26 protein-coding genes are annotated in these 26,365 nt (G+C 65.2%); 8 read left to right on the forward strand and 18 right to left on the reverse strand.

What is annotated here, in order from left to right; all coding sequences use genetic code 11:
- Positions 1–137: 137 nt before the first annotated feature.
- The 7 genes from DW2_RS06685 to DW2_RS06715 are packed head-to-tail and all read left to right on the forward strand — an operon-like array spanning position 138 to position 6,850.
- Positions 138–1,409: a CpaE/TadZ family protein gene (locus DW2_RS06685; RefSeq protein ID WP_038144800.1), complete on the forward strand. Its 1,272-nt coding sequence runs from the start codon at positions 138–140 to the stop codon at positions 1,407–1,409.
- A 19-nt stretch (positions 1,410–1,428) separates the two neighbouring features.
- The gene (locus DW2_RS06690) at positions 1,429–2,883 is read left to right on the forward strand and encodes a TadA family conjugal transfer-associated ATPase (RefSeq protein ID WP_038144802.1); all 1,455 of its coding nucleotides are present in this window, start codon (positions 1,429–1,431) and stop codon (positions 2,881–2,883) included.
- A gap of 11 nt (positions 2,884–2,894) precedes the next feature.
- A complete protein-coding gene (locus DW2_RS06695) occupies positions 2,895–3,854 on the forward strand; it encodes a type II secretion system F family protein (RefSeq protein ID WP_038144803.1) in 960 nt (319 codons plus the stop codon).
- A 10-nt stretch (positions 3,855–3,864) separates the two neighbouring features.
- Positions 3,865–4,872, forward strand: coding sequence for a type II secretion system F family protein (locus DW2_RS06700; protein WP_038144804.1), 1,008 nt, complete (start codon positions 3,865–3,867; stop codon positions 4,870–4,872).
- 4 nt (positions 4,873–4,876) lie between these two features.
- Positions 4,877–5,446 carry a tetratricopeptide repeat protein gene (locus tag DW2_RS06705; protein WP_038144806.1) on the forward strand — a complete coding sequence of 190 codons (570 nt, stop codon included), beginning with the start codon at positions 4,877–4,879 and terminating at the stop codon, positions 5,444–5,446.
- Positions 5,447–5,471: 25 nt separating this feature from the next.
- Positions 5,472–6,344: a tetratricopeptide repeat protein gene (locus DW2_RS06710; RefSeq protein ID WP_038144807.1), complete on the forward strand. Its 873-nt coding sequence runs from the start codon at positions 5,472–5,474 to the stop codon at positions 6,342–6,344.
- Between the two features lie 5 nt (positions 6,345–6,349).
- Positions 6,350–6,850 (forward strand): prepilin peptidase, encoded by a 501-nt coding sequence (locus DW2_RS06715; RefSeq protein WP_038144809.1) that lies wholly within the window; start codon positions 6,350–6,352, stop codon positions 6,848–6,850.
- On the opposite strand, the gene DW2_RS06720 is transcribed toward DW2_RS06715, so the two are convergent.
- Positions 6,823–8,502, reverse strand: coding sequence for a hypothetical protein (locus tag DW2_RS06720; protein WP_038144811.1), 1,680 nt, complete (start codon positions 8,500–8,502; stop codon positions 6,823–6,825). The two genes, DW2_RS06715 and DW2_RS06720, sit on opposite strands and share 28 nt — an antisense overlap.
- Before the next feature lie 220 nt (positions 8,503–8,722).
- Here DW2_RS06720 and DW2_RS06725 point away from each other — a divergent pair, with 220 nt between their 5' ends.
- Positions 8,723–10,033 (forward strand): ATPase, encoded by a 1,311-nt coding sequence (locus DW2_RS06725; RefSeq protein ID WP_038144812.1) that lies wholly within the window; start codon positions 8,723–8,725, stop codon positions 10,031–10,033.
- 78 nt (positions 10,034–10,111) lie between these two features.
- Here the strand turns inward: DW2_RS06725 and folD are convergent, their stop codons facing one another.
- From folD to DW2_RS06810, 17 genes are all read right to left on the reverse strand, one after another.
- Positions 10,112–11,014 (reverse strand): bifunctional methylenetetrahydrofolate dehydrogenase/methenyltetrahydrofolate cyclohydrolase FolD, encoded by a 903-nt coding sequence (gene folD / locus DW2_RS06730; protein ID WP_038144814.1) that lies wholly within the window; start codon positions 11,012–11,014, stop codon positions 10,112–10,114.
- Positions 11,011–11,316 (reverse strand): chorismate mutase, encoded by a 306-nt coding sequence (locus DW2_RS06735; RefSeq protein ID WP_038144816.1) that lies wholly within the window; start codon positions 11,314–11,316, stop codon positions 11,011–11,013. The genes folD and DW2_RS06735 overlap by 4 nt, the downstream gene beginning before the upstream one ends.
- Before the next feature lie 70 nt (positions 11,317–11,386).
- A complete protein-coding gene (locus DW2_RS06740) occupies positions 11,387–13,054 on the reverse strand; it encodes a formate--tetrahydrofolate ligase (protein ID WP_038144818.1) in 1,668 nt (555 codons plus the stop codon).
- Between the two features lie 83 nt (positions 13,055–13,137).
- The gene (locus DW2_RS06745; RefSeq protein ID WP_038144821.1) at positions 13,138–13,731 is read right to left on the reverse strand and encodes an MOSC domain-containing protein; all 594 of its coding nucleotides are present in this window, start codon (positions 13,729–13,731) and stop codon (positions 13,138–13,140) included.
- Positions 13,731–14,540, reverse strand: a complete 810-nt coding sequence (locus DW2_RS06750) for a methyltransferase domain-containing protein (protein ID WP_238321276.1) — start codon at positions 14,538–14,540, stop codon at positions 13,731–13,733. Before DW2_RS06750 ends, DW2_RS06745 begins: the two co-directional genes overlap by 1 nt.
- A gap of 16 nt (positions 14,541–14,556) precedes the next feature.
- The gene (ftsH, locus tag DW2_RS06755; RefSeq protein ID WP_038144824.1) at positions 14,557–16,470 is read right to left on the reverse strand and encodes an ATP-dependent zinc metalloprotease FtsH; all 1,914 of its coding nucleotides are present in this window, start codon (positions 16,468–16,470) and stop codon (positions 14,557–14,559) included.
- Positions 16,471–16,551: 81 nt separating this feature from the next.
- Positions 16,552–17,772, reverse strand: coding sequence for a tRNA lysidine(34) synthetase TilS (gene tilS, locus DW2_RS06760; RefSeq protein ID WP_051855558.1), 1,221 nt, complete (start codon positions 17,770–17,772; stop codon positions 16,552–16,554).
- A complete protein-coding gene (gene ybgF / locus DW2_RS06765; protein WP_038145110.1) occupies positions 17,763–18,596 on the reverse strand; it encodes a tol-pal system protein YbgF in 834 nt (277 codons plus the stop codon). The genes tilS and ybgF overlap by 10 nt, the downstream gene beginning before the upstream one ends.
- A 9-nt stretch (positions 18,597–18,605) precedes the next feature.
- Positions 18,606–19,133, reverse strand: a complete 528-nt coding sequence (gene pal / locus DW2_RS06770) for a peptidoglycan-associated lipoprotein Pal (RefSeq protein WP_038144826.1) — start codon at positions 19,131–19,133, stop codon at positions 18,606–18,608.
- Positions 19,134–19,205: 72 nt separating this feature from the next.
- The gene (tolB, locus tag DW2_RS06775; protein ID WP_038144828.1) at positions 19,206–20,528 is read right to left on the reverse strand and encodes a Tol-Pal system beta propeller repeat protein TolB; all 1,323 of its coding nucleotides are present in this window, start codon (positions 20,526–20,528) and stop codon (positions 19,206–19,208) included.
- A gap of 100 nt (positions 20,529–20,628) precedes the next feature.
- Positions 20,629–21,897 (reverse strand): hypothetical protein, encoded by a 1,269-nt coding sequence (locus tag DW2_RS06780; protein ID WP_038144830.1) that lies wholly within the window; start codon positions 21,895–21,897, stop codon positions 20,629–20,631.
- Between the two features lie 19 nt (positions 21,898–21,916).
- Complete coding sequence (gene tolR / locus DW2_RS06785) at positions 21,917–22,393, reverse strand: protein TolR (protein WP_038144832.1); 477 nt, start codon at positions 22,391–22,393, stop codon at positions 21,917–21,919.
- Between the two features lies 1 nt (position 22,394).
- Positions 22,395–23,090 carry a protein TolQ gene (tolQ, locus tag DW2_RS06790; protein ID WP_038144833.1) on the reverse strand — a complete coding sequence of 232 codons (696 nt, stop codon included), beginning with the start codon at positions 23,088–23,090 and terminating at the stop codon, positions 22,395–22,397.
- 117 nt (positions 23,091–23,207) lie between these two features.
- Positions 23,208–23,657 (reverse strand): tol-pal system-associated acyl-CoA thioesterase, encoded by a 450-nt coding sequence (ybgC, locus tag DW2_RS06795; RefSeq protein WP_051855560.1) that lies wholly within the window; start codon positions 23,655–23,657, stop codon positions 23,208–23,210.
- A gap of 42 nt (positions 23,658–23,699) precedes the next feature.
- Positions 23,700–24,761: a glycosyltransferase family 4 protein gene (locus DW2_RS06800; protein ID WP_038144836.1), complete on the reverse strand. Its 1,062-nt coding sequence runs from the start codon at positions 24,759–24,761 to the stop codon at positions 23,700–23,702.
- A gap of 133 nt (positions 24,762–24,894) precedes the next feature.
- Positions 24,895–25,611, reverse strand: coding sequence for a hypothetical protein (locus DW2_RS06805; protein WP_238321277.1), 717 nt, complete (start codon positions 25,609–25,611; stop codon positions 24,895–24,897).
- Positions 25,612–25,797: 186 nt separating this feature from the next.
- Positions 25,798–26,280, reverse strand: coding sequence for an autoinducer binding domain-containing protein (locus tag DW2_RS06810; protein WP_038144838.1), 483 nt, complete (start codon positions 26,278–26,280; stop codon positions 25,798–25,800).
- Positions 26,281–26,365: the final 85 nt, after the last annotated feature.

Consider the following 26,365-nt stretch of genomic DNA (forward strand, 5'->3'; position numbering starts at 1 on the left):
CGCAATCTCGCCCAGATTCCCTCACAGATTGATCCTCGGCAGAAAGCGCACGGCTACCGAGTCGTGCCGGCCCGCATCGCAGACTGGGTGGTGGCAATTCCCGGCGATCGTGGGTCCGTCAGAAAGGGACATAGTCTATGAGTGCAGCAGCGATCATGAACCCGGAGCCGGCGCCTATCCAAGCGTGCACGGTATCGCGCGACGTCTCGAACTTCGATCTCCTGATCGAGGACATGGAAGCCGAACTTGGTGAAAGCTGGGGTGACCTGACTTTCGACGAGGCGGTGATCTTCCTCGACCAGCCCGATGCGAAAAGCCTCGAATTCATCGCCCTCGCCGTCGATGGCGAGGATGAAGGCGAACTCGACAAGATCTCGAACATCATCACCGAAGCGAAAGAGCGCGGCATCCGCGTCATCGTGATCGCCGAGGAAGTGAGCCCGATCGCTCTGCACCAGCTTCTGCGCAAGGGCGCGGACGATTTCGTCCCCTACCCGCTTCCCGAAGGCGCGCTGCATGACGCGATCGAGCGCCTCGGCCAGGCCGCCGACCTGCCCAACCTTCCGCCGCGGGTCCAATCCCCGAGCTTCTCGACCACGGGCGGTCGCGACGGTGTTGTCCTGCCGGTGCACGGGCTTTCCGGCGGCGTGGGCGCGACCACCTTCGCGGTCAATCTCGCATGGGAGATGGCGACGATCCATGACGGCAAGAAGAAACGGAAGAAAGACGGCCGGGAATCGCCCCGCGTCTGCCTGCTCGATCTCGATCTGCAATTCGGATCGACGGCGACCTATCTCGATCTTCCCCGCCGTGAAATGATCTATGAGCTTCTCAGCGACACCGAGCACATGGACAGCGAATCGTTCCGCCAGGCGCTGCTGAACTTCAACGACAAGCTCGACGTGCTCACTGCTCCGGCCGACATGCTCCCGCTCGATCTGGTCACCGGCGAAGATATCGAGCGGCTGATCGACATGGCACGCTCGCATTTCGATTTCGTCGTGATCGACATGCCTTCGACCGTCGTGAGCTGGACCGAAACGGTCCTCAGCAAGGCGCATCTCTATTTCGCTCTGATCGAGATGGACATGCGCTCGGCACAGAACGTGCTGCGGATGGCCCGCGTTCTCAAGACCGAGGGGCTCCCGACCGAGAAGCTGCGCTACGTGCTCAATCGCGCGCCGAAATTCACCGATCTGAACGGGAAAGCCCGCGTGAAACGCCTCGCTGAAAGCCTCGACATCTCGATCGAGCTGATGATGTCGGATGGCGGCAAGCAGATCACGCAGGCCAACGATCACGGCCTTCCGCTGGCCCTCACCGCGCCGAAGGTGCCGCTGCGCAAGGAAATCCTGAAGCTTGCGGGCTCTCTCGTCGAACTGAGCGAAGCCGCCGAAGCCGCCGGCTGAAGCGAAAGGGTCCTCCTCGATGTTCTCGCGCTACAAGAAGCAGACGCCGACCAAGGCGAAAGAGGCCGTGGGCGATGCCAAGATGCCCGCCGCGGCCGCCCCCGCGCCCGTCGCCGACGCCCCCCCCAAGACGGTGATCCACCGCAAGCTCGCACCCTCCAAGGCCGCTCCGGACCTGGTCGCCGCCGACAAGGAGAAGAAGCGCAAGCAGCGGATGCAGGAGTTGAAGGTCGAGCTGCACAAACGGCTGCTCGAGAACCTCAACCTCGCCGCGCTCGAACACGCTTCGGAAAAGGATCTCAAGTCCGAGATCGCCGACATCACCTCCGAAGCCATGACCGAGATGTCGGTGGCGCTCAATGCGCAAGACCGTCAGGCGCTTCACCAGGAGCTTTATGACGAGGTGATGGGGCTGGGCCCGCTCGAGCCTCTCCTGAAGGACGAGGCGGTCAACGATATCCTCGTCAACGGCCCGCAGCAGATCTTCGTCGAACGCGACGGCAAGCTCGAACTGAGCGATATCACCTTCAAGGACGAGCAGCACCTTCTGCGGATCATCGACAAGATCGTCTCCGCCGTGGGCCGCCGCGTCGACGAATCGACGCCCTATGTGGATGCGCGCCTCGCCGACGGGTCGCGCTTCAACGCGATGGTCCCGCCGATCGCGGTGGACGGCTCGCTCGTCTCGATCCGGAAATTCAAGAAGGACAAGCTCGCGATCGACGATCTCGTCCGCTTCGGTGCCTTCACCGAGGAAATGGCCGCCTATCTCCAGGCCGCCGTCGCCACCCGTCTCAACATCATCGTGTCGGGCGGCACCGGCTCGGGCAAGACGACCACGCTCAATGCCCTGTCCTCCTTCATCGACAATTCCGAGCGCATCCTGACCATCGAGGACACTGCGGAACTCCAGCTCCAGCAGACCCATGTCGGCCGGATGGAAAGCCGCCCGCCCAACGTGGAGGGCAAGGGCGCGGTCACCCAGCGCGACTGTCTGCGCAACGCGCTGCGGATGCGCCCCGACCGCATCATCGTCGGCGAGACGCGCGGCGAGGAAGTCATCGACATGCTGCAGGCCATGAACACGGGCCATGACGGGTCGATGACCACGATCCACGCGAACTCGGCGCGCGATGGCGTGGCCCGTCTGGAGAACATGATCTCGATGGCCGGGATCGAAATGCCGATGAAGGCGATGCGTTCGCAGATCGCCTCGGCCGTCAACCTGATCGTGCAGGCCTCGCGTCTGCAGGACGGCTCGCGCCGCATGGTCTCGATCACCGAGATCACCGGCATGGAAGGCGACGTGATCTCGATGCAGGAAGTGTTCCGCTACGAGCGTCTCGGCCTTGCCCCCGATGGCAAGATCATCGGCCGGTTCACCGCCACAGGCGTGCGCTCGCACTATTCCGACCGGTTCCGGCAATGGGGCTATGACCTGCCGGCCTCGATCTACGAACCCGTGCAAGACTAAGGAGCGCGGCCATGGCGACCCCCGTCATCTACCTTCTCATCTTCGTCGCGGTGCTGCTGCTCGTCGAGGGGCTCTATCTTCTTGTCTTCGGCAAGTCGATCTCGCTGAACAAGCGCGTCAACCGCCGCCTCGAGATGCTCAATCGCGGCGACCGGCGCGAAGAGGTGCTCGAGCGGCTGCGCAAGGAGGCCAGCCAGCATACCAATGCGCGGACGATCCCATTCTATTCCCTCTTCGCCTCGAAAGCGCAGAAGGCCAATATCGCCTTCTCGCCGATCGCGCTGATCGGGATCATGGCGATGGGGTCCTTCTTCGCCTTCGTCGCCCTCTCGCTCACCTCCGAGGCCGGGATCTATATCCGGCTCATCCTTTCGGTCGGCATGGGCGTGGGCGGCGTCTATTTCTGGGTCAACTCGAAGGCCAAGAAACGCATGGGGCTGATGGAAGAACAGCTTCCCGACGCGGTCGAACTCATGGTCCGCAGCCTGCGCGTGGGCCACCCCTTCGCCTCGGCGATCCAGGCGGTGGCACGCGAGATCCCCGACCCGCTCGGCACCGAATTCGGCATCATCGCGGATGAGGCAGCCTACGGGCGCAACATCGCCGAGGCGCTCTCGGAAATGGCCGAACGCCTCGACATGCAGGACTTGCGCTTCCTCGCGGTCGCCGTGTCGATCCAGCAGACCTCGGGCGGCAACCTCGCCGAGGTCCTGGACGGCCTCTCCAAGGTGATCCGCTCGCGGTTCCGGCTGTTCCGCCGTGTGCGCGCGATCACCGCGGAACCGCGCTGGTCGGGCGTCTTCCTGTCCGCATTCCCGGTGGCGATCCTGGTGATCATCCAGGTCGTATCGCCGCATTATTATGACGACGTGAAAGGGACCTCTTCCTTCATCCCGATGGCGATCGTCGTCTTCGCCCTTCTCGGCGCGAACGTGATCTTCATGAAGATCATGACCACGATCAAGGTTTGAGGAGGCATCGATGACTCTCGCCACCATCACCACGATGCTGACCGACGCGCTCGGCCCGATGGGTCCGACCATCGCCCTGGCCGCCCTCGGCGGGCTGCTCGTGCTCGCCGCCCTGCCCTCGCTGCTGAAAAAACGCGAAGATCCGCTCGACCGGCTCAAGGCGAACGCCGCGCGTGCGAACGAACGCGACGGAAAGGATGGCAGAGCCGCCGAAAAGAACCGGCAGAAGCTGCGAGATCAGGGATCGGACAAGCTCGAGAAATACGCGTCCTTCCTCGAACCGAAAAGCGCCGAGGAGATGTCGGAATCCCGCAAATGGCTGCAAAGCGCGGGCTATCGGGGCGCCAATGCGGTGCGGACCTTCCACGCCGTGCAATTCGCGATGGGTCTGGGCCTGCTCTCGATCGGGGCTCTCTATGTCGTCATCATCGACACCACGAGCGCCCAGAACCTGGACACGATCGGCACCGTCATGGCCACGCTGATCCCCGGCGCCATCGGGTATTACGCGCCGAAATACTGGGTGAACAAGCGCGTGAAGGCGCGTGTCGACGAGATCCAGAACGGTTTCCCCGATGCGCTCGACATGTTGCTCGTCTGTGTCGAGGCGGGGCAGTCTCTCGATCAGGGGATCATCCGCGTCTCTCGCGAGCTGCATTCCTCCTACCCCGCCCTCTCCGAGGAATTCGCGATGGTCTCGCACGAGATCAAGGCGGGCCTCGAAAAGGCGGACGTGCTGCGCCGCTTCGGCGAACGCTCCGGCGTGGCGGATGTGGCGAGCTTCGTGACGGTGATGATCCAGTCGCAGCAATTCGGCACCTCGATCGCCGAGGCGCTGCGCCTCTATGCCGCCGACATGCGCGACAAGCGGATCATGCGCGCCGAAGAGGCCGCCAACAAGATCCCGACGAAAATGACGCTGGGCACGATGATGTTCACCGTCCCCCCGCTTCTCATCATCCTTGTCGGCCCCTCGATCCATGATATGCTCGAGAACTTCAAGAATATGGGCATGTAGGCTGATGTTTCGACCGCATCGCGGCCACGCCCCGGCCGTATTGCTGATCCTCGCGCTGGCCGCCTGTTCCCCGGGCGGCCTTTCGGCCGAACGCGACGGCCTCTACCCCCCCGGCACGGATCCGAACGCCACGGCGGTCGACGGCCTGACCGTCGGGCACCGGCTGATGGCGGCGGGCGAATACGAGCTAGCGCTCGAGGCCTATTACCGGGCGGCCGCCGAACACGGGGCCACCGCTGAGGTGCTGTCCGGGATCGGGTCGGCGGATCTCAAGCTCGGACGCCTCAATCAAGCGGAAATGATCCTGCGGCGGGCCACCGAAGTGGACGAGACCTTCGTGCCCGCCTGGAACAATCTGGGCGTCGTGCTGATGGAACGGGGCAAGTATCCCGAGGCCTCGCGGGTCTTCCAGACCGCCTTCGCCCTCGACAGTGGCCAATCGGACGCGATCCGGCAAAACCTGCGCCTGGCGCTCGCAAAACTCAAGAAACCCGACTACTCTCCCCCCCAGGACAGTCAGTTCAAGCTCGTCAGGAAAGGGGTCGGCGACTACCTTTTGCTGACGAAGCATTGAGGCTCGAGCAAAAGGACGCACAAACATGCGCCACCCGATCTTCCTTGTCGCCCTTGCGGGCTGCGCGGTCGCACTCTCCGGCTGCATGGGCAACGGCAACGACGCCGAAGTCGCCCGCGCGATGAAGAGCGTCAATGCCATCGACGCGACGAACCTTTCCGACATCATGCTGACGGTGGCCGACCCGAATGAGGCCGTCACCTATTTTCAGCGTACCGCGAAGGAACATCCCGACCGGATCGACATCCGCCGCGGCCTCGCGAAATCGCTGATCCGGGCGGACAAACCGGCGCAGTCCGCGAAGGTCTGGCAAGAGGTGATCGCGATGCCGGGCGCGACCCCCGACGATCAACTGGGCCTCGCCGACGCGCAGCTCCGCTCGAACGACTGGGCAGGCGCGAAGAAGACGCTCGCCACGATCCCGCCCACCTATGAGACATTCGACCGCTACCGGCTCGAGGCGATGGTCGCCGATAGCGAAAAGCAGTGGAAGAAAGCCGACAGCTTCTACGAGACCGCGGCCGGCATGACCACGAAACCCGCGGCGATCTACAACAACTGGGGCTTCTCGAAGCTCACCCGGGGCGATCCCGCCGGGGCCGAGAAGCTGTTCAAGGAGGCGTTGACCTACGCGCCCACGCGCTTCACCTTCAAGAACAATCTCGTGCTCGCGCGCGCAAGCCAGGGCAAGTACGACCTGCCGGTGATCCAGATGACGCAGACCGAGCGTGCGCAACTGCTCTACACTGCGGGGCTCGCGGCGATCAAACGCGGTGACGTGACGATCGGGAAATCGTTGCTTCAGGACGCGATCGACACCAACCCCCAGTATTTCGCCGAGGCCGACCGGGCTCTCAAGGCGCTCGACTCGACGCCTTCGGCGGCGGTGAAAGGCTGAGGCCAGTGCTCGGCCTTTCGCCTCAAGCCTCTGCCCTCGTCTTTCTCGTGCTGATCACGCCGATCTGCGGCTGGGTCGTCTTCACCGATCTGAAATTCATGAAGATCCGGAACAAGGCGGTGCTTGCGCTCCTTGGGGTCTTCGCAGTTGCGGGTCCGTTTCTGCTGCCGCTCGATACCTATGCCTGGCGCTGGAGCCATGCTCTGGTGGTCTTCGCGATCGGGTTCGTCCTCAACCAGATCGCCCATTTCGGCGCCGGGGACGCGAAATTCGCCGCGGCCGCCGCGCCCTTCTTCTCGCATGCGCCGCTCGATATCGAACTCGCGATCCTTCTTCTCTGCGTCCTTCTTCTCGCCGCCTTCACCGCACACCGGATCTTGCGCGCGGTGCCCGGCATTGTCGCGATGGCGCCCGATTGGGTGAGCTGGAAGCGCAAGGATTTCCCGTTCGGCCTCGCGCTCGTCGGCACGCTCTGGGGTTATCTGCTGATCGTCGCGCTCGCCTGAGCCGTCGGCGCGTCAGAGCCTCCGCGCGGCGCGGTCAGACCGAAGAGAATGAACGCCTGATTGCGCATCACCTGATCGAGTTTCCACCCCCGCCCGAGCGCCGTGTTGACGAGCACGTTGCGTGACTGAAGGATGTTCGGACAGAGCGGCACCAGGAGGTAATCGGCATTCTCCATTCCCGGGGTGCCGGAATAGTACCACGGCGCGGCCCCCTCGACCGGCGGGAAATCCCCGTACATCCAGAGCGCTGAATACAGATCCGCGGTCACGATGCGCTTGCCCGCATAGCCCGCCTGCATCAGATCATCCGCAGCCTTCTCGAACCACGCGTTGAAACCACCCTGGCTTTCGCATCCCGGGAGTTTCTCGCCATTGATCTCGATCGGCTTCTCGAGAGGCTCGCCCTCGCTGCCGGTCGCCCTGCTCGGGTCTTCATAGCGATCGGCGAAGGTTTCGTAAGGCTCGCCGGGGTCGTCCCAACCTTGCGTGACGACCACCTTGTAGGCACGCGGTGCGGCGACCAGAACGTCGCTTCCCCGAGGCCCCATTCTGGGAAGCAGCGGCACCTGCTCCGTCGCGTGGTCGGCAAAGAGCCGCAACGGGCTCCACGCCATGTTGAGCACCGAGGGGAGGATAAAGGCCAGAGCGGCAACGCCGTTCACCAGAAGAAGCTGCCGCAGGGGCCAGCCGAAGCGGTTGGCGAGGCCTTCTTCCGGGCGCAGGAGGAACGCGAACAGGCCCAGCAGCATCAGCCATTGGGGATCGTTGCCGTAATTCTGATAGGTCACATAGAAGAAGGAGGGGGCAAGCAGCAACAGAGCCAGACCTTCGGTCAGCCGGCCGGCCTGGCGCAGGAAGATCACCGTCGCCATCAGCACCCACGACCCGCCCAGGTAGGCGGGCGCTCCAACGATTCCCGCAAGCGGAAGCCCCGGCGCCGCCCGCGTGACGGATTGCGCCACGTCGATCAGGTCGCGGAGATAGGCAACCCAGTAGCCCGTGCCGAGCAAGGCGGTGGTCACGGCCAGAACCGCCAGACCGCTGAGCGTCGCCGCGAGGATCATCACCTTTCCGCGGCGTGCGATCAGGATGAGCAGGACCGGGGGAAAGAACGCCACCGCATAGGTCGCCTTGAGAAGTGCGAGCGCCGCGAAGGACAGCCCGATCAGCGCGCCGTCGAGCCAAGGGCGCGCATGGCCCTTCGGTTCGAGCATCGCAAGGGGGAGCGCGATGAAACTCAGCGCCCAGGCCCAACGGTTATAGGACATCGACAGCGAAATCGCCGCGTTGGAGGTGCCATGCACGAGCGCGAGGATCTCGATCAGCACCAGCGCCGCATAGGCCCACGCCGTCCAGCCGGCGAAACGGGAGGTCGCGACCCGCAGGATCGGCAGGAAAAGCAGAACGGCAAGCGTCGCCTGTGCCGCGGCGAAGGCCATCCCGAACCCGAGACCCGCCTTGACGAAAACCGCGATCGGAAGCACCGAAAGGATCCCGAGCGGGGTCATGAAATCCAGATGCGGAAGGAGCCCCTTTTCGGCGATGCGGAACACCATATCCGCGAGCTGGAGCGCATCGCCCTCATGCTTGCCGAGGATCAGGGCGCCCTTGAGGAAGGGGAGAACGCCCAGCACGACCGAAAGCACGGCCATTGCGACAGCCAGACGGACCGGATTTGTACCGGTTTCTCGACAATCCTGCATCAATGCCCCTTCGTTTCGCGGTTTTTCCACCTTTTGGCCACAATAGCCCTGCAAATTGCAGCTTGGAAATGGTTTTGGACACCAATTGCGACGATGCGATGGCGTCACGAAGGAAAACCATGAACGACGGCATGACCTGCGATCAGGGGCGGGAAAGGGGAACGAGAAGATGAACATGATGGCCGCGAATGTCATCGCACCGAACCAGCCGCGCACGCTGGAGGATACCGGGCTGAACCCGGTGATGATGCGGGATCTGCTGCTCAAGACGATGTTTCGCAGCAATACCGATACGGCCTCGGCCCTGTCGAAGCTGCTCTGCCTGCCGATCACGCTCACCCAGGATCTGATCGACATGTGCCGCAAGCAGGGGCTCGTCGAGGCGATGGGCACGCTGCACGCCAATTCGGGCGGCGAGATGGGCTTCCAGCTTTCCGATACCGGCAAGGCCCGTGCGCTCGATGCGCTCGGCCAGTCGGAGTATTTCGGCGCGATGCCCGTTCCCCTGACGATGTATCGCGAGCAGGTCAAGCGTCAGTCGATCCGCAACATCCAGCTCTCCCGCCAGCAGCTTCTGGGTGCGATGGGCCACCTGGTTCTCCCGCCGACCCTGATCGACCAGCTCGGACCGGCGGTCTCCTCGGGCCGCTCGATCCTGATGTACGGCCCGCCCGGCAACGGGAAATCCTCGATCTCGAACGGCATCCGCGACGCGATCGGCGACAATATCTATATCCCGCGCGCGGTCGAATATGCGGGCCAGGTGATCACCGTCTTCGATCCGATCGTGCACACGCCCGCCCCGCTGCCCGAAGAAGATCCGATGGCGCTGCGCAAGCGCGGCGTCCAGTTCGACAACCGCTACGTCTATTGCGAGCGCCCCACCGTCATCACCGGTGGTGAGCTCTCTCTCGACATGCTCGATCTGAAATACAACGCGACCGCGCGCACCTATACCGCGCCCCTCCAGCTCAAGTCATCGGGCGGCGTCTTCATCGTCGACGACCTCGGCCGCCAGGCCGAACCGCCGCAGAAACTCGTGAACCGCTGGATCGTCCCGCTCGAGGAAAACCGCGATATCCTCTCGCTGCAATCGGGCGAGAAATTCGAGGTTCCCTTCGATACGCTGGTGATCTTCTCGACCAACTTCCACCCCAACGAGATCTTCGACAAGGCGGCGCTGCGCCGGATCTTCTTCAAGATCAAGATCGACGGGCCGGACCAGGCGGGCTTCCTCAAGATTTTCCAGATGGTCGCGAAGAAGCGCAACATTCCGCTCGACGAGAAGGCGCTGCTGCACCTGCTCAAGGTCAAGTACCCCACGATCGACAATATCTACGCGAACTACCAGCCGATCTTCCTGATCGACCAGATCATCTCGATCTGCGAGTTCGAGGGCATCCCCTACCAGATGACGCCCGAGCTGATCGACCGTGCCTGGTCCAACATGTTCGTGCGCGAGGAAACCATCGTTCACTGAGCCCGCTCCCCGGCCCCGATGCGAAACGCCGTCCCCGGATCGGAGGACGGCGTTTTCCGTTTCGGCAATTGCCTGGGATCAGGCGGTCAGCCCTTCCGGCTCCGGCAGGTTGTTCGCACGGCAGCAGGCAGTGACGGTGTTTGCCAGCAGGCAGGCGATGGTCATCGGCCCGACCCCGCCCGGAACCGGGGTGATCGCCCCTGCGACCTGCGCGGCGCTTGCAAACTCCACATCACCCACGAGGCGGGTCTTGCCCTCCCCCTTCTCGGGAGCAGGAACCCGGTTGATACCGACATCGATCACCGTCGCGCCGGGCTTCACCCAGTCGCCCGGAATCATCTCCGGGCGCCCCACGGCGGCGACGAGGATATCGGCAGTGCGGCAGACCGCGGCCAGATCCTTCGTCCGGCTATGGGCGATGGTCACGGTGCAGCTGTCGCGCAAAAGGAGCTGGGCCATCGGCTTTCCGACGATGTTCGAGCGTCCCACGACCACGGCATTGAGCCCCGAGAGGCTTCCCAGATGATCGCGCAGCATCATCAGGCAACCCAGCGGCGTGCAGGGCACCATCGCCTTCTGCCCGGTCCCCAGAAGCCCGACATTGAGAATGTGGAACCCGTCCACGTCCTTCGCCGGATCGATCGCGTTGATCACCTTCTCGTCGTCGATATGCCCGGGTAGCGGCAATTGCACGAGAATGCCATGCACTGCCGGATCGGCATTGAGCCGCTCGACCAACGCCAGAAGATCGGCCTCGCTCGTCTCGGCGGGCAGGCGGTGCTCGTAGGAATTCATCCCCGTCTCGAGCGTCTGCTTGCCCTTGTTGCGCACATAGACCTCGGAGGCCGGATCATCGCCGACCAGCACCACGGCGAGACCCGGCGTGATCGCGTGCACTTCCTTGAGGCGGCTCACATGGCCCGCAACTTTCTCGCGCACTTCGGCCGCGAAGGCCTTGCCGTCGATGATCTTCGCGCTCATGCCTGATCCCCCTTGCCCAGAACCTTCTCTTCTTCGGCGATGAAATATTCGATCATCTCGTGCCAAAGCCGCTCGGCGAGCGCGGGGTCGAGCCCCGTCTCGACCGCCATCTGCTTCACATGCGACTTAACCGCCTCGACCCGGTCGGGCAGACGCGCAGCCAGACCGTCGCGTTGCTTGATCTGCGCCACCCGCGACACGATCTTCGCGCGATCCGCGAGGCGCGCGATCAGCTCGGCGTCGAGAGCGTCGATCATCTCGCGCGCCTGCGCGAGGGTCTCGATACGGGAGGCGTCAACCATCACTCGCTCCGTTCTGCTGGATTCCCGCCCCCTATCGCACCTCGCCGGGCAAGGCTCAAGCCCGCTCGGGTCAGAACAGCCCCTCGATCCGCCCTTCGTTATCGAGGCCGATCTTCTCGGCGGCAGGATGGCGCGGCAGACCGGGCATCGTCATGATCTCGCCGCAGATCGCGACCACGAAACCCGCCCCCGCCGCAAGCCGAACTTCCCGGATCGGCAGGGCGTGCCCCGTGGGCGCCCCGATGAGTGTCGGGTCCGAGCTGAAGGAATACTGCGTCTTGGCCATGCAGACCGGCAGGTCGCGATAGCCCGCGGTCTCCCACTCGCGGAGCTGGTCGAGCACCTTGCGATCCGCGATCACCTCGCCTGCGTGATAGATGGTCCTCGCGATCGTTTCGATCTTCTCGAAAAGGCCCATCTCGTCGGGATAAAGCGGAGCGAACTCGGAGGGCGCCTCGGTCAGCTCGGCGACCTTCCGCGCCAGGGCTTCCGCCCCTGCCCCGCCATCGGCCCAATGGGTGCACAGCACCGCCTCGACCCCCTGCGCCTCGGCGGCGGCGCGGATCGCGTCGATCTCGTCCTCGGTATCGGTGGTGAAATGGTTGATCGCGACGACCACCGGCACGCCGAAGCGCCGGGTATTGGCGATGTGGCGCGCGAGATTGGCGCAGCCCGCATCAACGGCCGCCACATTCTCCTCGGCCAGATCCGCCTTCGCCACGCCGCCATTCATCTTCAGCGCCCGCACCGTGGCCACGATCACCGCCGCATCGGGCTTGAGCCCGGCCTTGCGGCATTTGATGTCGAAGAACTTCTCCGCCCCCAGATCCGCGCCGAAGCCGGCCTCGGTCACCACGTAATCGGCGAGCTTGAGCGCGGTCTGCGTCGCGATGACAGAATTGCAGCCATGCGCGATATTGGCGAAAGGACCGCCATGGACGAAGGCCGGGGTGGCCTCGAGGCTCTGCACGAGATTAGGCTGCAGCGCATCCTTCAAAAGCACCACCATCGCGCCCTGCGCCCCGATATCGGCGCAGGTGATCGGCGAGCGGTCGCGCCGATAGGCGACGACCATCCGGCCCAGACGCTCCTCCAGCTCCTCGAGATCGCGGCTCAGGCACAAACAGGCCATGACCTCGGACGCCACGGTGATGTCGAAGCCGGTCTGGCGCGGGAAACCGTTCGACACGCCACCCAGCGAGACCACAATATCGCGCAGCGCCCGGTCGTTCATGTCCACGACCCGCCGCCAGACCACGCGGCGCTCGTCGATCCCGAGGTCGTTGCCCCAGTAGAGGTGGTTGTCGATCATCGCCGCGAGCAGGTTATGCGCCGCCCCGATCGCATGGAAATCGCCGGTGAAATGCAGGTTCATCGACTCCATCGGAACGATCTGCGCGCGCCCGCCGCCCGCGGCCCCGCCCTTCATCCCGAAATTCGGCCCGAGCGAGGCCTCGCGGATGCAGATCGCCGCGCGCTTGCCGATCCGCTGCAATCCGTCGCCAAGCCCCACCGTGGTCGTGGTCTTGCCTTCGCCCGCCGGCGTGGGCGAAATCGCGGTGACGAGGATGAGCTTGCCGTTCTCGCGGCCCTCGAGCGCGGAAATGAACGCCGCGTCGATCTTGGCCTTGTCCCGGCCGTAGGGGATCAGGGCCACTTCGGGCAGGTCCAGCTTCGCGGCGATCTCGGGCATGGTCCGCAGCGTCGCTGCGCGGGCGATTTCGATATCCGTGGTCATCTCGCTCCTCCTCGGGATGCGAAGGTAACGATCTGGGAGCGAAGGGAAAGACGGGAAACGACGGACAGGCGGGCCAAATCGTCTCAGCCGCGCACGTCGTCGATCAAGTCCCACGGGCGCTGATCGGGAATATGCAGCCGCAAGGTGTCGCCGATGACGAGCCGCCCGGGACGCTCAACCCACGCGCTGACCCCGCGCCGCCCCTGAGCCGCGGGCTTGTAGCGTTTGCCCTTCTCGGGGTGATGTTGCTCGATCACTTTGCCCGGCAGCACGCAGGGCCGGTTCTCCATATCGACGATGAGCGTGAGCCCGGTCTCGTTCTGCAGCCGCGCCGAGGGCGGCAGATGCGTCAGGTCGGGCAGCCCGCGCAGCACGATCGACGCGCCGACCCAAGCCGGGTCGATCTCGGGGATGCCCATCGCGAAGGCGGTCTCGGCGAGTTCCTCGGCGGAGAGGATAGTCAACTGCCGGACATTGGCGATCTCGGTCCCCTTGGGATGCTGGTCGGTGACGCGCGAGCAGGAGGGGCGCGTGCGCCCCGCATGCCGCTCGCCCACCGGGCCGTCAAAGGTGAAATCCAGCTCCTCCACAGGCGTCGAGGACAGCCCGCCTTGAGCCGGGACATGGCCAAGCCAGACGACTTCGCCCTGGTAATGCGTCGGTTTCAGCGCGGCCATCAGCCCCCCAGAGCCAGCACGAGAAAGAGCCGGCGGAACGGGAACAGCACCCTTCCGTCGGCCTGCACAGGATAGACCTTTTCGAGCGCGGTTTCATAGCGGGCGATGAAGACTTGCGCCTCGGTGTCACCCAAGTGCTGCAGGAACGGCCGCATCGCGGTCGATTCCGTGAAGCGGCGCACCGGATGCGCCTCGGGCGTGGGCGCGAGTTGCTGGAGATATTCCGTGCTCCAGATGTCGATCCGACCGAGCGGCGCGAGCATCCGAGCGTAATCCACCGCTGGCGCCACGGGCGGTTCCCAGCCGGTGAAATCGAAACGGTCGGGGAACATCTCCTGCGCCAGTTCGCGCAGGATGCGATGCGACGGCGCGCCATGTTGCGCAGGCATCTGTACCGCCAGAACGCCACCCTCGCGCAGGGAACGCCCCAGACGCGGCAAGAGCGCGGCGTGATCGGGAAGCCAGTGCAAGGCGGCGTTGGAAAAGATCATCGCCGGCGGCTTGTTGGGCTCCCATGCGGCGATGTCGGCAAGGTCGCAGCGGTGATAGGCCCCGGTCGCCGCGGCGCGCTTGAGCATCGCCTCGGAATTGTCGACGCCCACGATCTTGCGCTTCGGGTAGCGGTGATTGAGCGCCTCGGCCACGGCGCCATTGCCGCAGCCGAGGTCGATGATCTTGCCGCGCTCGGGCAGTTCCGGGATGCGCGCGAGCAGATCGAGCGCGGGACGCAGCCTCAGGTCGCGGAAGCGCCCATAGGCATCGGGATCCCAGTCACTTCCGAGGGGCGTGTCTGTACCGGCTTCACTCACCTGTCCGGCCACCTGATCAGGTCGAGGGCTCGGGCGAGCTTTCGGTCCCGCCATCGCCCTTGTCCTTCTTCTTGGTGGTCTTGGGCAGCGCGGTCACCGAGGGCAGGCTCCCCGACGGGGTATCGTCGTCGCCGCCGCCGAGCACCTCGCCCGCAAGCACCTTGCGGATCTCCTCGCCGGTGAGCGTCTCGTATTCGAGAAGCCCCTGCGCGAGCCGCTCCCAGTCCTCGCGGCGCTCGGTCAGGATGCGGCGGGCTTCCTGGTATCCGCCCTCGATCAGGCTGCGCACCTCGTCCTCGATCAGTTCCTTGGTCTTGGTCGAGACCGAGAAGCCCGCGGTGTTGCCCTGATAGCCCTCATGGGCCTCGGCATAATCGATATTGCCGACCTTCTCGGACATGCCCCAACGCATCACCATCGCCCGCGCGATGGCCGACGCCTGCTGGATATCGCCTGCCGGGCCGTTCGAGACATGCTCCTCGCCCCATTTCAGGATCTCGGCCGCCTTGCCCGCCATGGTCATGGCGATCTTCTGCTTGGCCTCGTCCTTGTGGTAGTTGAGCTTGTCCATCTCGGGCAGCGACACGACCATGCCGAGCGCCTGACCGCGCGGGATGATCGTCGCCTTGTAGACCGGATCGCATTTGGGCAGCGATATCCCGACGATGGCGTGACCGGCCTCGTGATAGGCGGTCATTTCCTTCTGCTCGGGCGTCAGCACCATCGAGCGGCGCTCCACCCCCAGCATCACCTTGTCCTTGGCGTTCTCGAAATCCTCCATCGAGACGAAGCGGCGCCCGACCCGCGCGGCCATCAGCGCAGCCTCGTTGACGAGGTTCATGAGGTCCGCACCCGAGAAGCCCGGCGTGCCGCGCGCGATGGTGCGCAGATCGACATCGGGGCCGACCGGAACCTTGCGGGCATGCACCGAGAGGATCTTCTCGCGGCCCTTGATGTCGGGGTTGGGCACGTGGATCTGGCGGTCGAAACGGCCCGGACGCAGAAGCGCGGGGTCGAGCACGTCCTTACGGTTCGTCGCCGCGATGATGATGATGCCTTCGTTCGCTTCGAACCCGTCCATCTCGACCAGCAGCTGGTTGAGTGTCTGTTCGCGCTCGTCATTGCCCCCGCCGATGCCGACGCCACGGGCGCGGCCCACCGCGTCGATCTCGTCGATGAAGACGATGCAGGGCGCGTTCTTCTTGGCCTGCTCGAACATGTCGCGCACGCGGCTTGCGCCCACACCCACGAACATCTCGACGAAGTCGGAGCCCGAGATGGTGAAGAAGGGCACGCCCGCCTCGCCCGCAATGGCGCGGGCCAGAAGCGTCTTACCGGTGCCCGGAGGGCCGACCAGCAGCGCGCCTTTCGGGATCTTGCCGCCGAGGCGCGAGAATTTCTGCGGATTGCGGAGGAATTCGACGATCTCTTCGAGCTCTTCCTTGGCCTCGTCGATACCCGCGACATCGTCGAAGGTCACGCGGCCATGCTTCTCGGTCAGCAGCTTGGCCTTCGACTTGCCAAAGCCCATCGCACCGCCTTTGCCGCCGCCCTGCATCCGGTTCATGAAGAAGATCCAGATCCCGATGAGCACGAGGAACGGGAGCCACACGCCCAGAAGCGACATGAAGCCCGATTGCTGCTGCTTGATCACGCGCACCGCGACGCCCTTCTCGACCAGCTTGTCGGCGATCGGATCGTCGAGCGGCTTGATCGTCGTGAAGGTCGTGCCATCGGCGAGCTGATAGCGCACTTCCTCGCCATCGAGCTGGGCCGATTTCACCTCACCCTTGTCCACGGCGTCGATGAATTCCGAATAGGTCGCCTGGGAGGAGTTCATTGCCGTCTGCCCGTCACCGAAAAGGTTGAACAGGGCCAGAATCAGCAGGAACAGCACCGCCCAGAAGGCCAGATTGCGCGCATTGCCCAAGGGATATCCTCCAATCGTCTTGGGCGGCTGACCTCGGTCCGCCGCCTCGTTCCTGTGAAAATAGGCATTACGCGCTCGGGTTCAACGTCCAAATAGCCACGCCGTGAAAGCGCCGTGGCGAATCTGCGCTTTCCAGCCGGCCCCGTGCCCCGCGATCGGCGCCGCAACGAGCGCATCGCCCCGCCAGAGAGCCGGAGAGGCCAGGAGCGAGGCGCGCGGCAGGCCCGTCTCGCGCCATGCGGGGCATTGGCGCAACCCCTCGGCACCGAGCGCCGCGATCTCGAGCCCCTCCGCATCCGGGCCCTCGAGTCGCCAGCGGTCCCAGGGCTCGCTCGCGGCCACTCGCAGGCGGGCGACCGCGCTTGCCTCGCGCGCCAGGCGCAGCGCGTCGCCTTTCAGGGTAATCCGGCAACCGTGCAAGGTTCGGTCGGGTCGAGAACGCCAATCCTCGAGGAAGGCTTCCACCTTGGCCGCGCGTGGCGCGTAATCCGCCCCCGAGATCCACCGCAGCGCCGCCACGATCAGCCGTCGCTGCAGTTCCGGATCCGCCTCCGCGAAACCTGCGGCGTCGATCACGAGATCGCCCGAGACCTCGCGAACATGCGCCGCCACGAGCCTGGCGAGCATCCGGGCAAGCGCTGCATCCGCGGCGCGCAGATTGGCGATCACCCCGCCGAGGCTGTCAGGTGTCACGCCCAGCGGTGCGAGCGCCTGCAGGGCCTGCCGCGCCTTCACCCGGTCGAAACGGAGATCGCGGTTCGTCGGGTCCTCGACCCATGCCACGCCCTCGGTCTCGAGAAGCGCCCGCAAGGCCTGCCGGGTCTGACCCAGGAAGGGACGATGCCAGCGGATGCCTTCCGCCTCGAAGCGCGGGCGCATGCCGCAAAGCCCCTCGAGCCCCGCCTCGCGCCCGAGCCGCATCAGGAAGGTTTCTGCCTGATCGTCCCCCGTGTGACCGAGCGCGACATCCTCGATCCCCTGTTCGCGCGCCCAGGCCCCGATGAGGCGCAGCCGGGCGCGCCGGGCGGCATCCATCAGATTGCCCTTGGCCTCGCCGCCCTCCCATTTCAGGATCGCATGGGGAATGCCCCGCGCGGCGCAGAACCGACCGACAAAGGCGGCCTCCTCGGCGGCCTCCGGACGCAGACCGTGATCGACCGTCACCGCCGCGACCTCGTGATGGCGCGCGAGCAGGACCAGCGTCGCCATCGAATCCGAGCCGCCGGAAACGGCGACCCCGACACGCCGGGGCGCATCGGGGCCAAATGCAGTTCTCGCGATCTCGTCGAGCGTCACTGACATCCCAGCGACTGACGCGCCGTCTGGGCTTCCATCGCGGCAGAGGAGCCGGGGAAGCGCGTGCCCACCTGCCCCAGCGTGGTGCAGGCCTCGTTGGTCTGTCCAAGCTCGCCAAGCGCCTTGCCGAGATTGAGCAGATTGTCGCCCGCGCGCTTGCCCTTGGGATCGGAGGAGAACCCGTCGAGCCACGCCCGCGCGGCGCCCGCCGTATCCCCCTGCTTCTTCAGGGCCTGCCCGCGATAGAACATCGCATCACCCATGAGCGGCGAGCCGGGATAGGTTTCCTTGAAGGTCTTCAGCAGATCCGCGGCCGAGGCGAAGTCGCCTTGCTCGAACGCTTTCTTGCCGGCTTCGAAATCCGCCTTCTCGTTCACCGCGAGGTCCGGGCCGGGGCTGGAATCGGGCGCGGGCGCGGTGACCGACGGGGTCGCGCCCGCCGCATCGCCGCCACCCAGAGGTTTGGTCTTGCCGAGCGTGGAGATGTCGCAGCCATCTTCCATCTCGCAGACCCGGTATTCCAGATCGCCGATCCGGTTCGTGCCGTCGGCGACGACCCGGTTGATCCGGTTTTCCAGCTCCTCGACGCGGTCGGTCAGATGGCTGAGCGCCAGCTCCATCGAGTCCATCCGCTCCAGCGCCGAAGACCCGCCCGCCTGTTGCAGGCCGGCTGCTCCCGATGCCTTGAGCTGCTGACGCAGCCCGTCGATATTGGTCTGAAGCTGGCCGAGCTCACCCTTGATATCGGCCAACGTCTGGGCGCGGTCCGCATCCTGCGCCAGCACGGGGGCGGCGGCCAGAACCGCCGCACTCAGCAACAGAGCCCGCAACATGTCCGGTCAGCTCCCCATCGCCGATTGCGAGATCACGGTGACCGCGCGACGGTTCTGCGAGTAGCACTCCTCGGTCGAGCACAGCGCGAGCGGACGCTCCTTGCCATAGGAGACGGTGCGCAGACGGTTGCCCGCGACGCCCTGGCTGATCAGGAACTCCTGCACGGCCGAAGCGCGGCGCGCACCGAGCGCGAGGTTGTATTCGCGGGTGCCCTGTTCGTCGGCATGGCCTTCGATGATTGCGGTGTAGCCCGGGTGGCCCACGAGCCACGAAGCCTGCTGGGTCAGGATCCCGCGCGCCTGATCGGTCAGCGTCGACTGGTCGACGGTGAAGTGCACCATGTCACCGATGGTCTGCTTGAAATAGGCCGGCGAGTTCGGATCGCTGATGCTGCCCTGGGTGATGCCGCCCGCACCGCCCGGACCAAGCGCGCCGCCCGGCCCCACCGCGCCCGAGCCGTACTTGTCGGGGTTCGAACAGGCCGCAAGGCCGAGGATCGAGAGGGCCAGAGTGGCCTTAACTGCAAATTTCATGGGTTTCGCCTTTTTGAACTGCCCGTTTATGGGACGAATTTAACAGGTTCCGTGGCACTTGTCATTCCGCCCTCACGGCAGAAGCGGCGACCAGGCCGGATCCGAGGCGGGCCCCGGCGTGGGAGTTTTCTTCAGGTTGCGCCCCGAGATGTCGACCGAATAGAGCGCGGCCTCGCCCTGCGCGCCGGGGGTCTCGCGGGTGAACATGATGACGCGCCCGTTGGGCGACCAGGTCGGCCCCTCGTCGAGGAAGGACGAGGTCAGCAGCCGCTCTTCCGAACCATCGGTGCGCATCACCCCGATATGGAAGCGCCCCTGGTTCTGCTTGGTGAAGGCGATCATGTCGCCACGCGGCGACCAGACCGGCGTCGAATAGCGCCCGTCGCCAAAGCTGATCCGCGTCGCATCGCCGCCCGCGACCGGCATGATGTAGAGCTGCTGCGTCCCCGAGCGGTCGCTCTCGAATACGATCCGCGAGCCGTCGGGCGAGAAGGAAGGCGAGGTTTCGATCGAGGGCGAGGTGGTGAGCCGCTGGGTCTGCCCCGAGGCCACATCCATCATCCACAGGTCGGTATTGCCGTTCTGCTCCATCGAATAGACGATCTTCGACCCGTCCGGCGAGAAGCGCGGCGCGAAGGTCATGGTGCCGGGCACTTCCGGCAGGAGCCGCGCGCTCGCGGTCGCCACGTCGAGCATCTTGATGCGCGGGAAGCCGGTCTCGAAGGTGGTGTAGAGCACCTTCGTCCCGTCGCGCGAGAAACGCGGTGCGAGCACGATCGTCGAGGCATCGGTCAGGTAGGTGACGTTCGCGCCGTCGTAATCCATCACGGCGAGCCGCTTCTGACGGTTGCCCTTCGGGCCACTCTCGGAGACGAACACGACGCGGCTGTCGAAATAGGGCCCCTCGCCGGTGATGCGCGAATAGACGACATCGGCGACCTTGTGCGCGAGCCGGCGCCAGCTTGCCGGGGAGGCCGCGAGCTGCTGCCCGTCGCCCATCTGCTGTCCCGAGAAGACGTCGAAGAGGCGGAACTTCACCGCGACCTTGCCGCCCTGCATCGAGACCGCGCCCACGATCAGCGCCTGCGCGTTGATCGCCTGCCAGTCGGAATATTTCACCGAGGTATCGAAGGCTGAGATGTTCTGGATATAGGCGGATTTCGGGATCTCGCGGAACAGCCCCGTGCCGGTGAGGTCGTTCGAGACGACCTGCGTGAGCTGCGAGGCCATATCGGCCGCATCCGGCGTCTCGGGGATGAACCCCGCGATCGCGAAGGGCAGAGGCTCGATCACACCATCGGTGATCGTGATATGCAGCGGTTCCTGATCCTGTGCGAAGGCCGCGACCGGCCCGATCAGCAGCGCCGCCAACATGGTCAGAACGAAACGCATCATGTCACACTCCCTTTCCGGGCCTTGCCCGGTTTGTAACGCGTAAATGCCCGTTTGCGCATCACAACCCCATGACAGCGCGCGGATAATTGCCGATGAGGACTCATTTCATCCTCATTTTTTCGGGATTGAAATCGATCTCGATGGTTTTCCAGCGGCCGTATTTGTCGGCCGGCAGGGGGAAGCCGTCAGCGCCGCAGCGCACGATCGCGCGCTTGCCCGCCTCGAAGGCCTGCTTGACGGCATCTCCCGAACCGCCCGACGAGCCGACCAGCTTGATCGAGCTGATGATCGGGTGTCCGTCCGGCTGCATATCGACCGAGACCGTGACCGTGGTGCGCAGCGCGTCCGAGCTCAGCGCGCCCACGTTCCAGCACTGTTTCACATCGACGATCAGCGCATCCTTCTCGCCCGCGGTGATGGGCGGGCCGACCGGGGCGCTGCCCGTGCCGCCCGAACCCTCGCCGCCCAGAGCCGCCGCGAGCGCGTCGTTCACCGCCGCCTGACGCTCCTGCGTCTTGGGCTGGCTCTTCGCGGTTTCGGTCTTGTCCGGCGTCTCCGGTTTCGCAGGGGTCTCGGGCTTCGCGGGAGCCTCGGGTTTTGCAGGCGTGTCAGGCTTTGCCGCGAGCTCGGGCTTCGGCGGCGCGGGCGGCTTGGGCTTGTTCGCGGGCCGGGGCGAGCTCAGCGGTGCGGAGCTTTCCTGCTTGTCCACGGTCTTCGTCGCCTCGGTCACGATCTCCGTCGTGGCCTCGGGCGGCGCGGTGGCTTCCTTGGGCTTCTCGACGACCTTGTCGGGCGCGGCTTCGGGTTTCGGCGCCTCCTGCGGCTGCGCGGTCGGCGAGGTTTTCGCCTCCGGCGGCGGCTCGGGGGCGGGCGTCGGCGCCACGCGCGGCGCGGCCTTCGGCTTGGGGGCCGGCGCGATGTCGGGCGTGACCGTCGGCGAGGGTTCCTCGACCGGCGGCTGGATCTGCGCGGGCGCCTCGGCCACGTCGGCCGGCGGCTCGGGCGGTGCCTTGAGCGCGCTCACATCGGGCTGGGCATCGGGTTTCGGCGTCGGTTCGGGAAGCGCCTGCGGCTTCGGCTCGGGCTTCGCCTTCGGCTCGGGGGCGGGCTTGGGCGGAGGCGCGGCGTCCTTGGGCGGCTCGACCGGTGCCACGGGCGCGGTGGGCTCGGGTTTCGGCTGCGGCGCATCCTTCGGCGCAGAGGCCATCAGCGCGTTGAAATCCTTCTCGGACATCACCGCGACCTGACTGATGACGACAGGCTCGTTGGGCTTTGGATGGAACCATTGTCCACCCGTGACGACCCACAGGATCACCCCCACATGGAGCGCCGCCGATAGGCCATACCCAATCTTGTCCGCCCGGTTCATAGGATCGTGCCCTCCGGGCTCAGTTCCCTGCCGGAGCCGTCAGCTGCGGCCCCCCGGTATCGGTGACCAGAGTGATGTTCGAGAACCCGGCGCTGTTGAGAGCGCCCATCACCTCCACCACGCTCGAATAGGAGATCTTGCCATCCGCGCGCAGGAAGATCTTGTCGCTCTTGCGCTCCTTCGAGATCGCCTGAAGGCGCGAGACCAGTTCTCCCTCCGGAACTTCCGAATTCATCAGCGAAATCTTCCCATCCGCCTGGATCGAGACCGTCAGCGGCGTCTCCTGCTCGGTCGGCACCGCCTTGGCCGCGGTCTTGGGCAACTCGAGCGGGACGCCCACCGTCATCATCGGCGCCGCGACCATGAAGATCACCAGCAGCACGAGCATCACGTCCACCATCGGCGTGACGTTGATCTCGCTCATCGCGGCATGGCGCGACCCGCCGCGCCGGCGCCGCGAGCCTCCCGATCCGCGTTTGACAACCCCTGCGCCCATGTCAGCCGTCCAACTGCCGCGACAGGATCGTCGAGAACTCGTCGGCGAAGGCTTCGTAGCCCGCCGCGATCCGGTCGGCATCGGCCGAGAGCTTGTTGTAGAAGATCACCGCCGGGATCGCGGCGAGAAGACCGAGCGCGGTGGCGACGAGCGCCTCCGAGATGCCGGGCGCCACGACCGCGAGCGAGGTGTTCTGCGAGATCGCGATCTCCTCGAAGGCGACCTTGATCCCCCATACCGTGCCGAACAGGCCCACGAAGGGCGAGATCGAGCCCACGGTCGCCAGGAAGGTCAGCCCATAATTGAGCCCCTCGGTCGCCTTCTGGATCGCAACATCCATCGAGCGCTCGATCCGGGCCTGCGCACCTGCGATCAGCTCGCCATCCTGACGGTGCGAACGCCGCCATTCGAGCATGCCCGCCGCGAAGATCTGCTGGCTGGCCCCCTCGGGCGTCGGGCCGATCTGGTCGAAGAGCTCGTCGAGCGGCTCCCCCGACCAGAAGGCGCGATCGAACCGTTCGGCCTCGGCGCGGGCGGCGCGATAGGCGATGAACTTGCGAATGATGATCGCCCAGGACCAGAAGCTGGCCAGGACGAGAATGATCATCACGAGTTTGACGGTAAGCGAGGCACGCAAGAAAAGCGCCAGCAGAGAGAAATCGATCTCCTGCGCCATCGCAAGGGAAGAATGGTCCATGGGTACTGCTCGCCGTTTGGGGCCACGTTCTCGAGGCTCTGATTACACGCGATTCTAACCGAGCGGTAAGAGGAACACCATAACAACAATGTCACCCGGCAGCGTGGAACCGGCGATTCAATGCAGTTTCGGTGCGAGTTTCGCCCGGATGTCGGCGGGAAGCCGCTGAGGCCCACCCGCCTCGTTCAGACAGACGATGGTCACCGTGGCCGAAAACAGCGTCTCGCCGTCGCGCATCACCGCCTGTTCCATCACGATCCGCGCCCCCGTCTCGGCCGCGAGCTCGGTGGTGACGGTCAGCTCATCGTCGAATTTCGCGGGCCGAAGGTAATCCGCCTCGACCCGGCGCACCGCGAAGACGATCCCGTGATCGGCCTTCAGAGCGACCTGATCGACCCCGAGGGCGCGGATGAATTCCGAGCGCCCGCGTTCGATGAATTTCAGGTAGTTGGCATAATAGACGATCCCCGCGAGATCGGTGTCCTCGTAATAGACTCGGATCGGGAATTCATGCCGGCCCCGCAGCGCCGGCGATGCCGCTTTGCGCCCCTTGTCCTCGACTGCCATCCTGCTCGCTCCTTTCGAAAACCGCTCGCCGCCTGCGTCGGCTCAACGCGTCCCGGAACCGATCTGGGCACGGTAGATCTCGATCAGTTTGCGTGCCTCGTCGCGAATGTCGAAATGCGTCTCGACATGGCCGCGCGCCGCTGCGCCGAATTCCGAAAGCCGCGCCGGGTCCGATAGCAGCCCGGCCACCGCCGCGCGCAACGCCTCGGCCGATCCGGGCTCGACGACGAACCCGGTCCGCCCTTCCGCGATCAGTTCGCGAAAGGCACCGACATCGGAGGCGACGACGGGCACGCCGCAGGCCATCGCCTCGAGCGGGGTCAGGCCGAACCCCTCCCACCGCTGCGGTGCGACATAGACGTCAAGCACGCGGTACCAGTCGGGCATCTCCCAGACCGGCACCTCCTCGAGAAACCGGATCCGTCCCTCGAGCCCTTCCGCCGCCACCTTGCGCTTGAGCCCTTCGAGAAATCCCTCGTCCTTCTGGGTCGCCCGGCCGATCACGATCGCGGTGAGCCCCTCGAAGGCCCGGCACAGTTCGATCGCGCTCTCGACGAAGAGATCGGTGCCCTTCTGCGCGCGGATCCGCCCGAAACAGCCGATCAGCGCCCCCTCGACCGGCAAGCCCAGCCTGGAGCGGATATCCGCACGATCGCTCGGCGGCGAGAACTGCTCGTTGTCGATCCCGTGATAGATGACGTCGGAGGGCCGCTCGAGATAGGCCGCGGTCTTCTCCGAGGTGGAGATCACCGCATCCATCTTCGCGATGAGCGTGCGCGTGAAGCCGGTATGATGACGCTGCGAGGCGGAGGTGAAGACGAGCTTGAGCCGCTTGCGCAGCACGTCGCGCAGCAAGAGCCCCACGACCATCTCGACATTGCGCCGCGCATGCCAGACCCGCCAGCCCGAGGGTCCGCTGCGGCGCATGGTCAGGAGCGACCAGAAAGACACTTGCGGGATATGCTCGGGCAGGCTCGGCGCGACCGCCGCGACCGCGATCGACTGCGCCTGGATCGGCACCAGCCGGACGACGGTCGCGGTTACGCCCGACAGACGCCGCTTCAGGTTCGGGACGAGCACGTCGATCTTCTCAACTGAAACCATCAGGCCCTCAAATCCGCACCGGTGCAGCCGCGGCGCTTGCCCGGAACCTCCGGCCAATCCGCCATCTCCTGTTGCCATCATTCACCGCGACAGGCAATCGCCCGGCCGCTTGCCCGGCGCGGAGCCGCCCGTCTCAGGCCTGCTCGCCCTCATCGAGATCGGCTTCCCCGACCTCCCGGCTCAGATCGCGCACCGCCTGCGCGGCTTCCTCCTGGCGCAGCCCCGCCCGTGCCGCGAGCCGCAACGCATGGCTCGGCTCCTTCGCGACCGCGGGCATGACCGGATCGTATCCCGCCGCGATCACCGCCGCGATCTCGGGACGCAGGACCGTCACCCCGCGCGCCAGCGCCAGCGGCGATTGCTTGGCGAAAGCCGTATCCGACCAGAGCAGGATCATCTGCACCGCCTGGCTGAGCGCGATCACCTCGGCCGGCACCTCGTCGAGCCCCGCATCCATCCGCACGAAGCTAAAGCAGGCCCGGATCGCGCCCGCCTCGTCGAAACGGAACACCCGGTACTGGTTCGCGCCCTGGTCGTCGAGCCGGGCCACGAGATCCTGCAGCCCGTCGATCAGGTGATCGAGATTGGGAACCTCTAGAAGCTCCTGCCAGTCGCGGAAGAAGAAGATCATCAGATTGGCGCCCAGTTCGGGATCGGTGTCGGACATCTTGTGCCCCGCTAGCGCGACCACCGCCTCGACCGCACCTTTCACCGTCGCGAGCGTCGCCGCCTCGACCCCGAAGACGACCGGCACGATCGGCCGCCCCCAGCGCGCGAAGAGATACTCGCCCGAGGCCCGGGTGAAGAGCGCCTCCACCATGTCATTCGTGATCTGCGCCGTCTCCACCATGCAGCCTCCCTCGCTTGCGCGGCTCCAACCTAGGGGATCGCGGCCAGGGGCGAAAGGGGCCCTCTCCGAAGAGAAACGGGGTGAGGTGCCATCAGCGCCTCACCCCGAGCAAAAAGCCGGGCACCTCTGCCTCACCCCAGCCCAAGGTCGGGGCTGCGATCACTTCGGTTATTGCCTCCCGAGGAGTCAGCCACCGCGAAGCGAGAGGTTCAGCTCCCGCAGCGGGGCCAATTCTTTCTCGGACATCAGCGCGACGCCGTTCGTCATTTCATGCAGCTCTTCGATGAGCGCGCGCGCCTCTTCGGTTTCGGCCCGTCCGATCTCCTTGGAAGGATGCGCGAAAAAGCCGAAGGACCGCGATTCCTTGCCGATGGAGATCACCTTTCCGTATCGCAGCCCGAACTCTGCGGCTTGGCCGAGCACGTTGCTTTCGTCTTGATCCGCGAGGTCAGACCAGTCGCAAATTCCGGTATGCGCGATGGCCCACTGGACCGCCGGATCGACGAAAACAAGGCCGTTTTCGCTATAGTAATCGACCCATGACTGTGGATAGGTCTGATAAAGCAGTGTAGGGTTGGCAAAGCGTATGTGCAGTCCCAAAGCGAATTTCCAGTCCGAGATCTCACTCAGACGTTGCAAGCCCTGGCGCATTGTGTGCACGTTGATCATGCAAAAACCCTTGAATTCATTTGAAGATGACTCTTTGAAGAAGTCCCGTAGAAAAAGACCTGATCTCGTCGAGCCGCTCATCCGT

This window comes from Thioclava atlantica, assembly GCF_000737065.1.
Lineage (GTDB): Bacteria > Pseudomonadota > Alphaproteobacteria > Rhodobacterales > Rhodobacteraceae > Thioclava > Thioclava atlantica.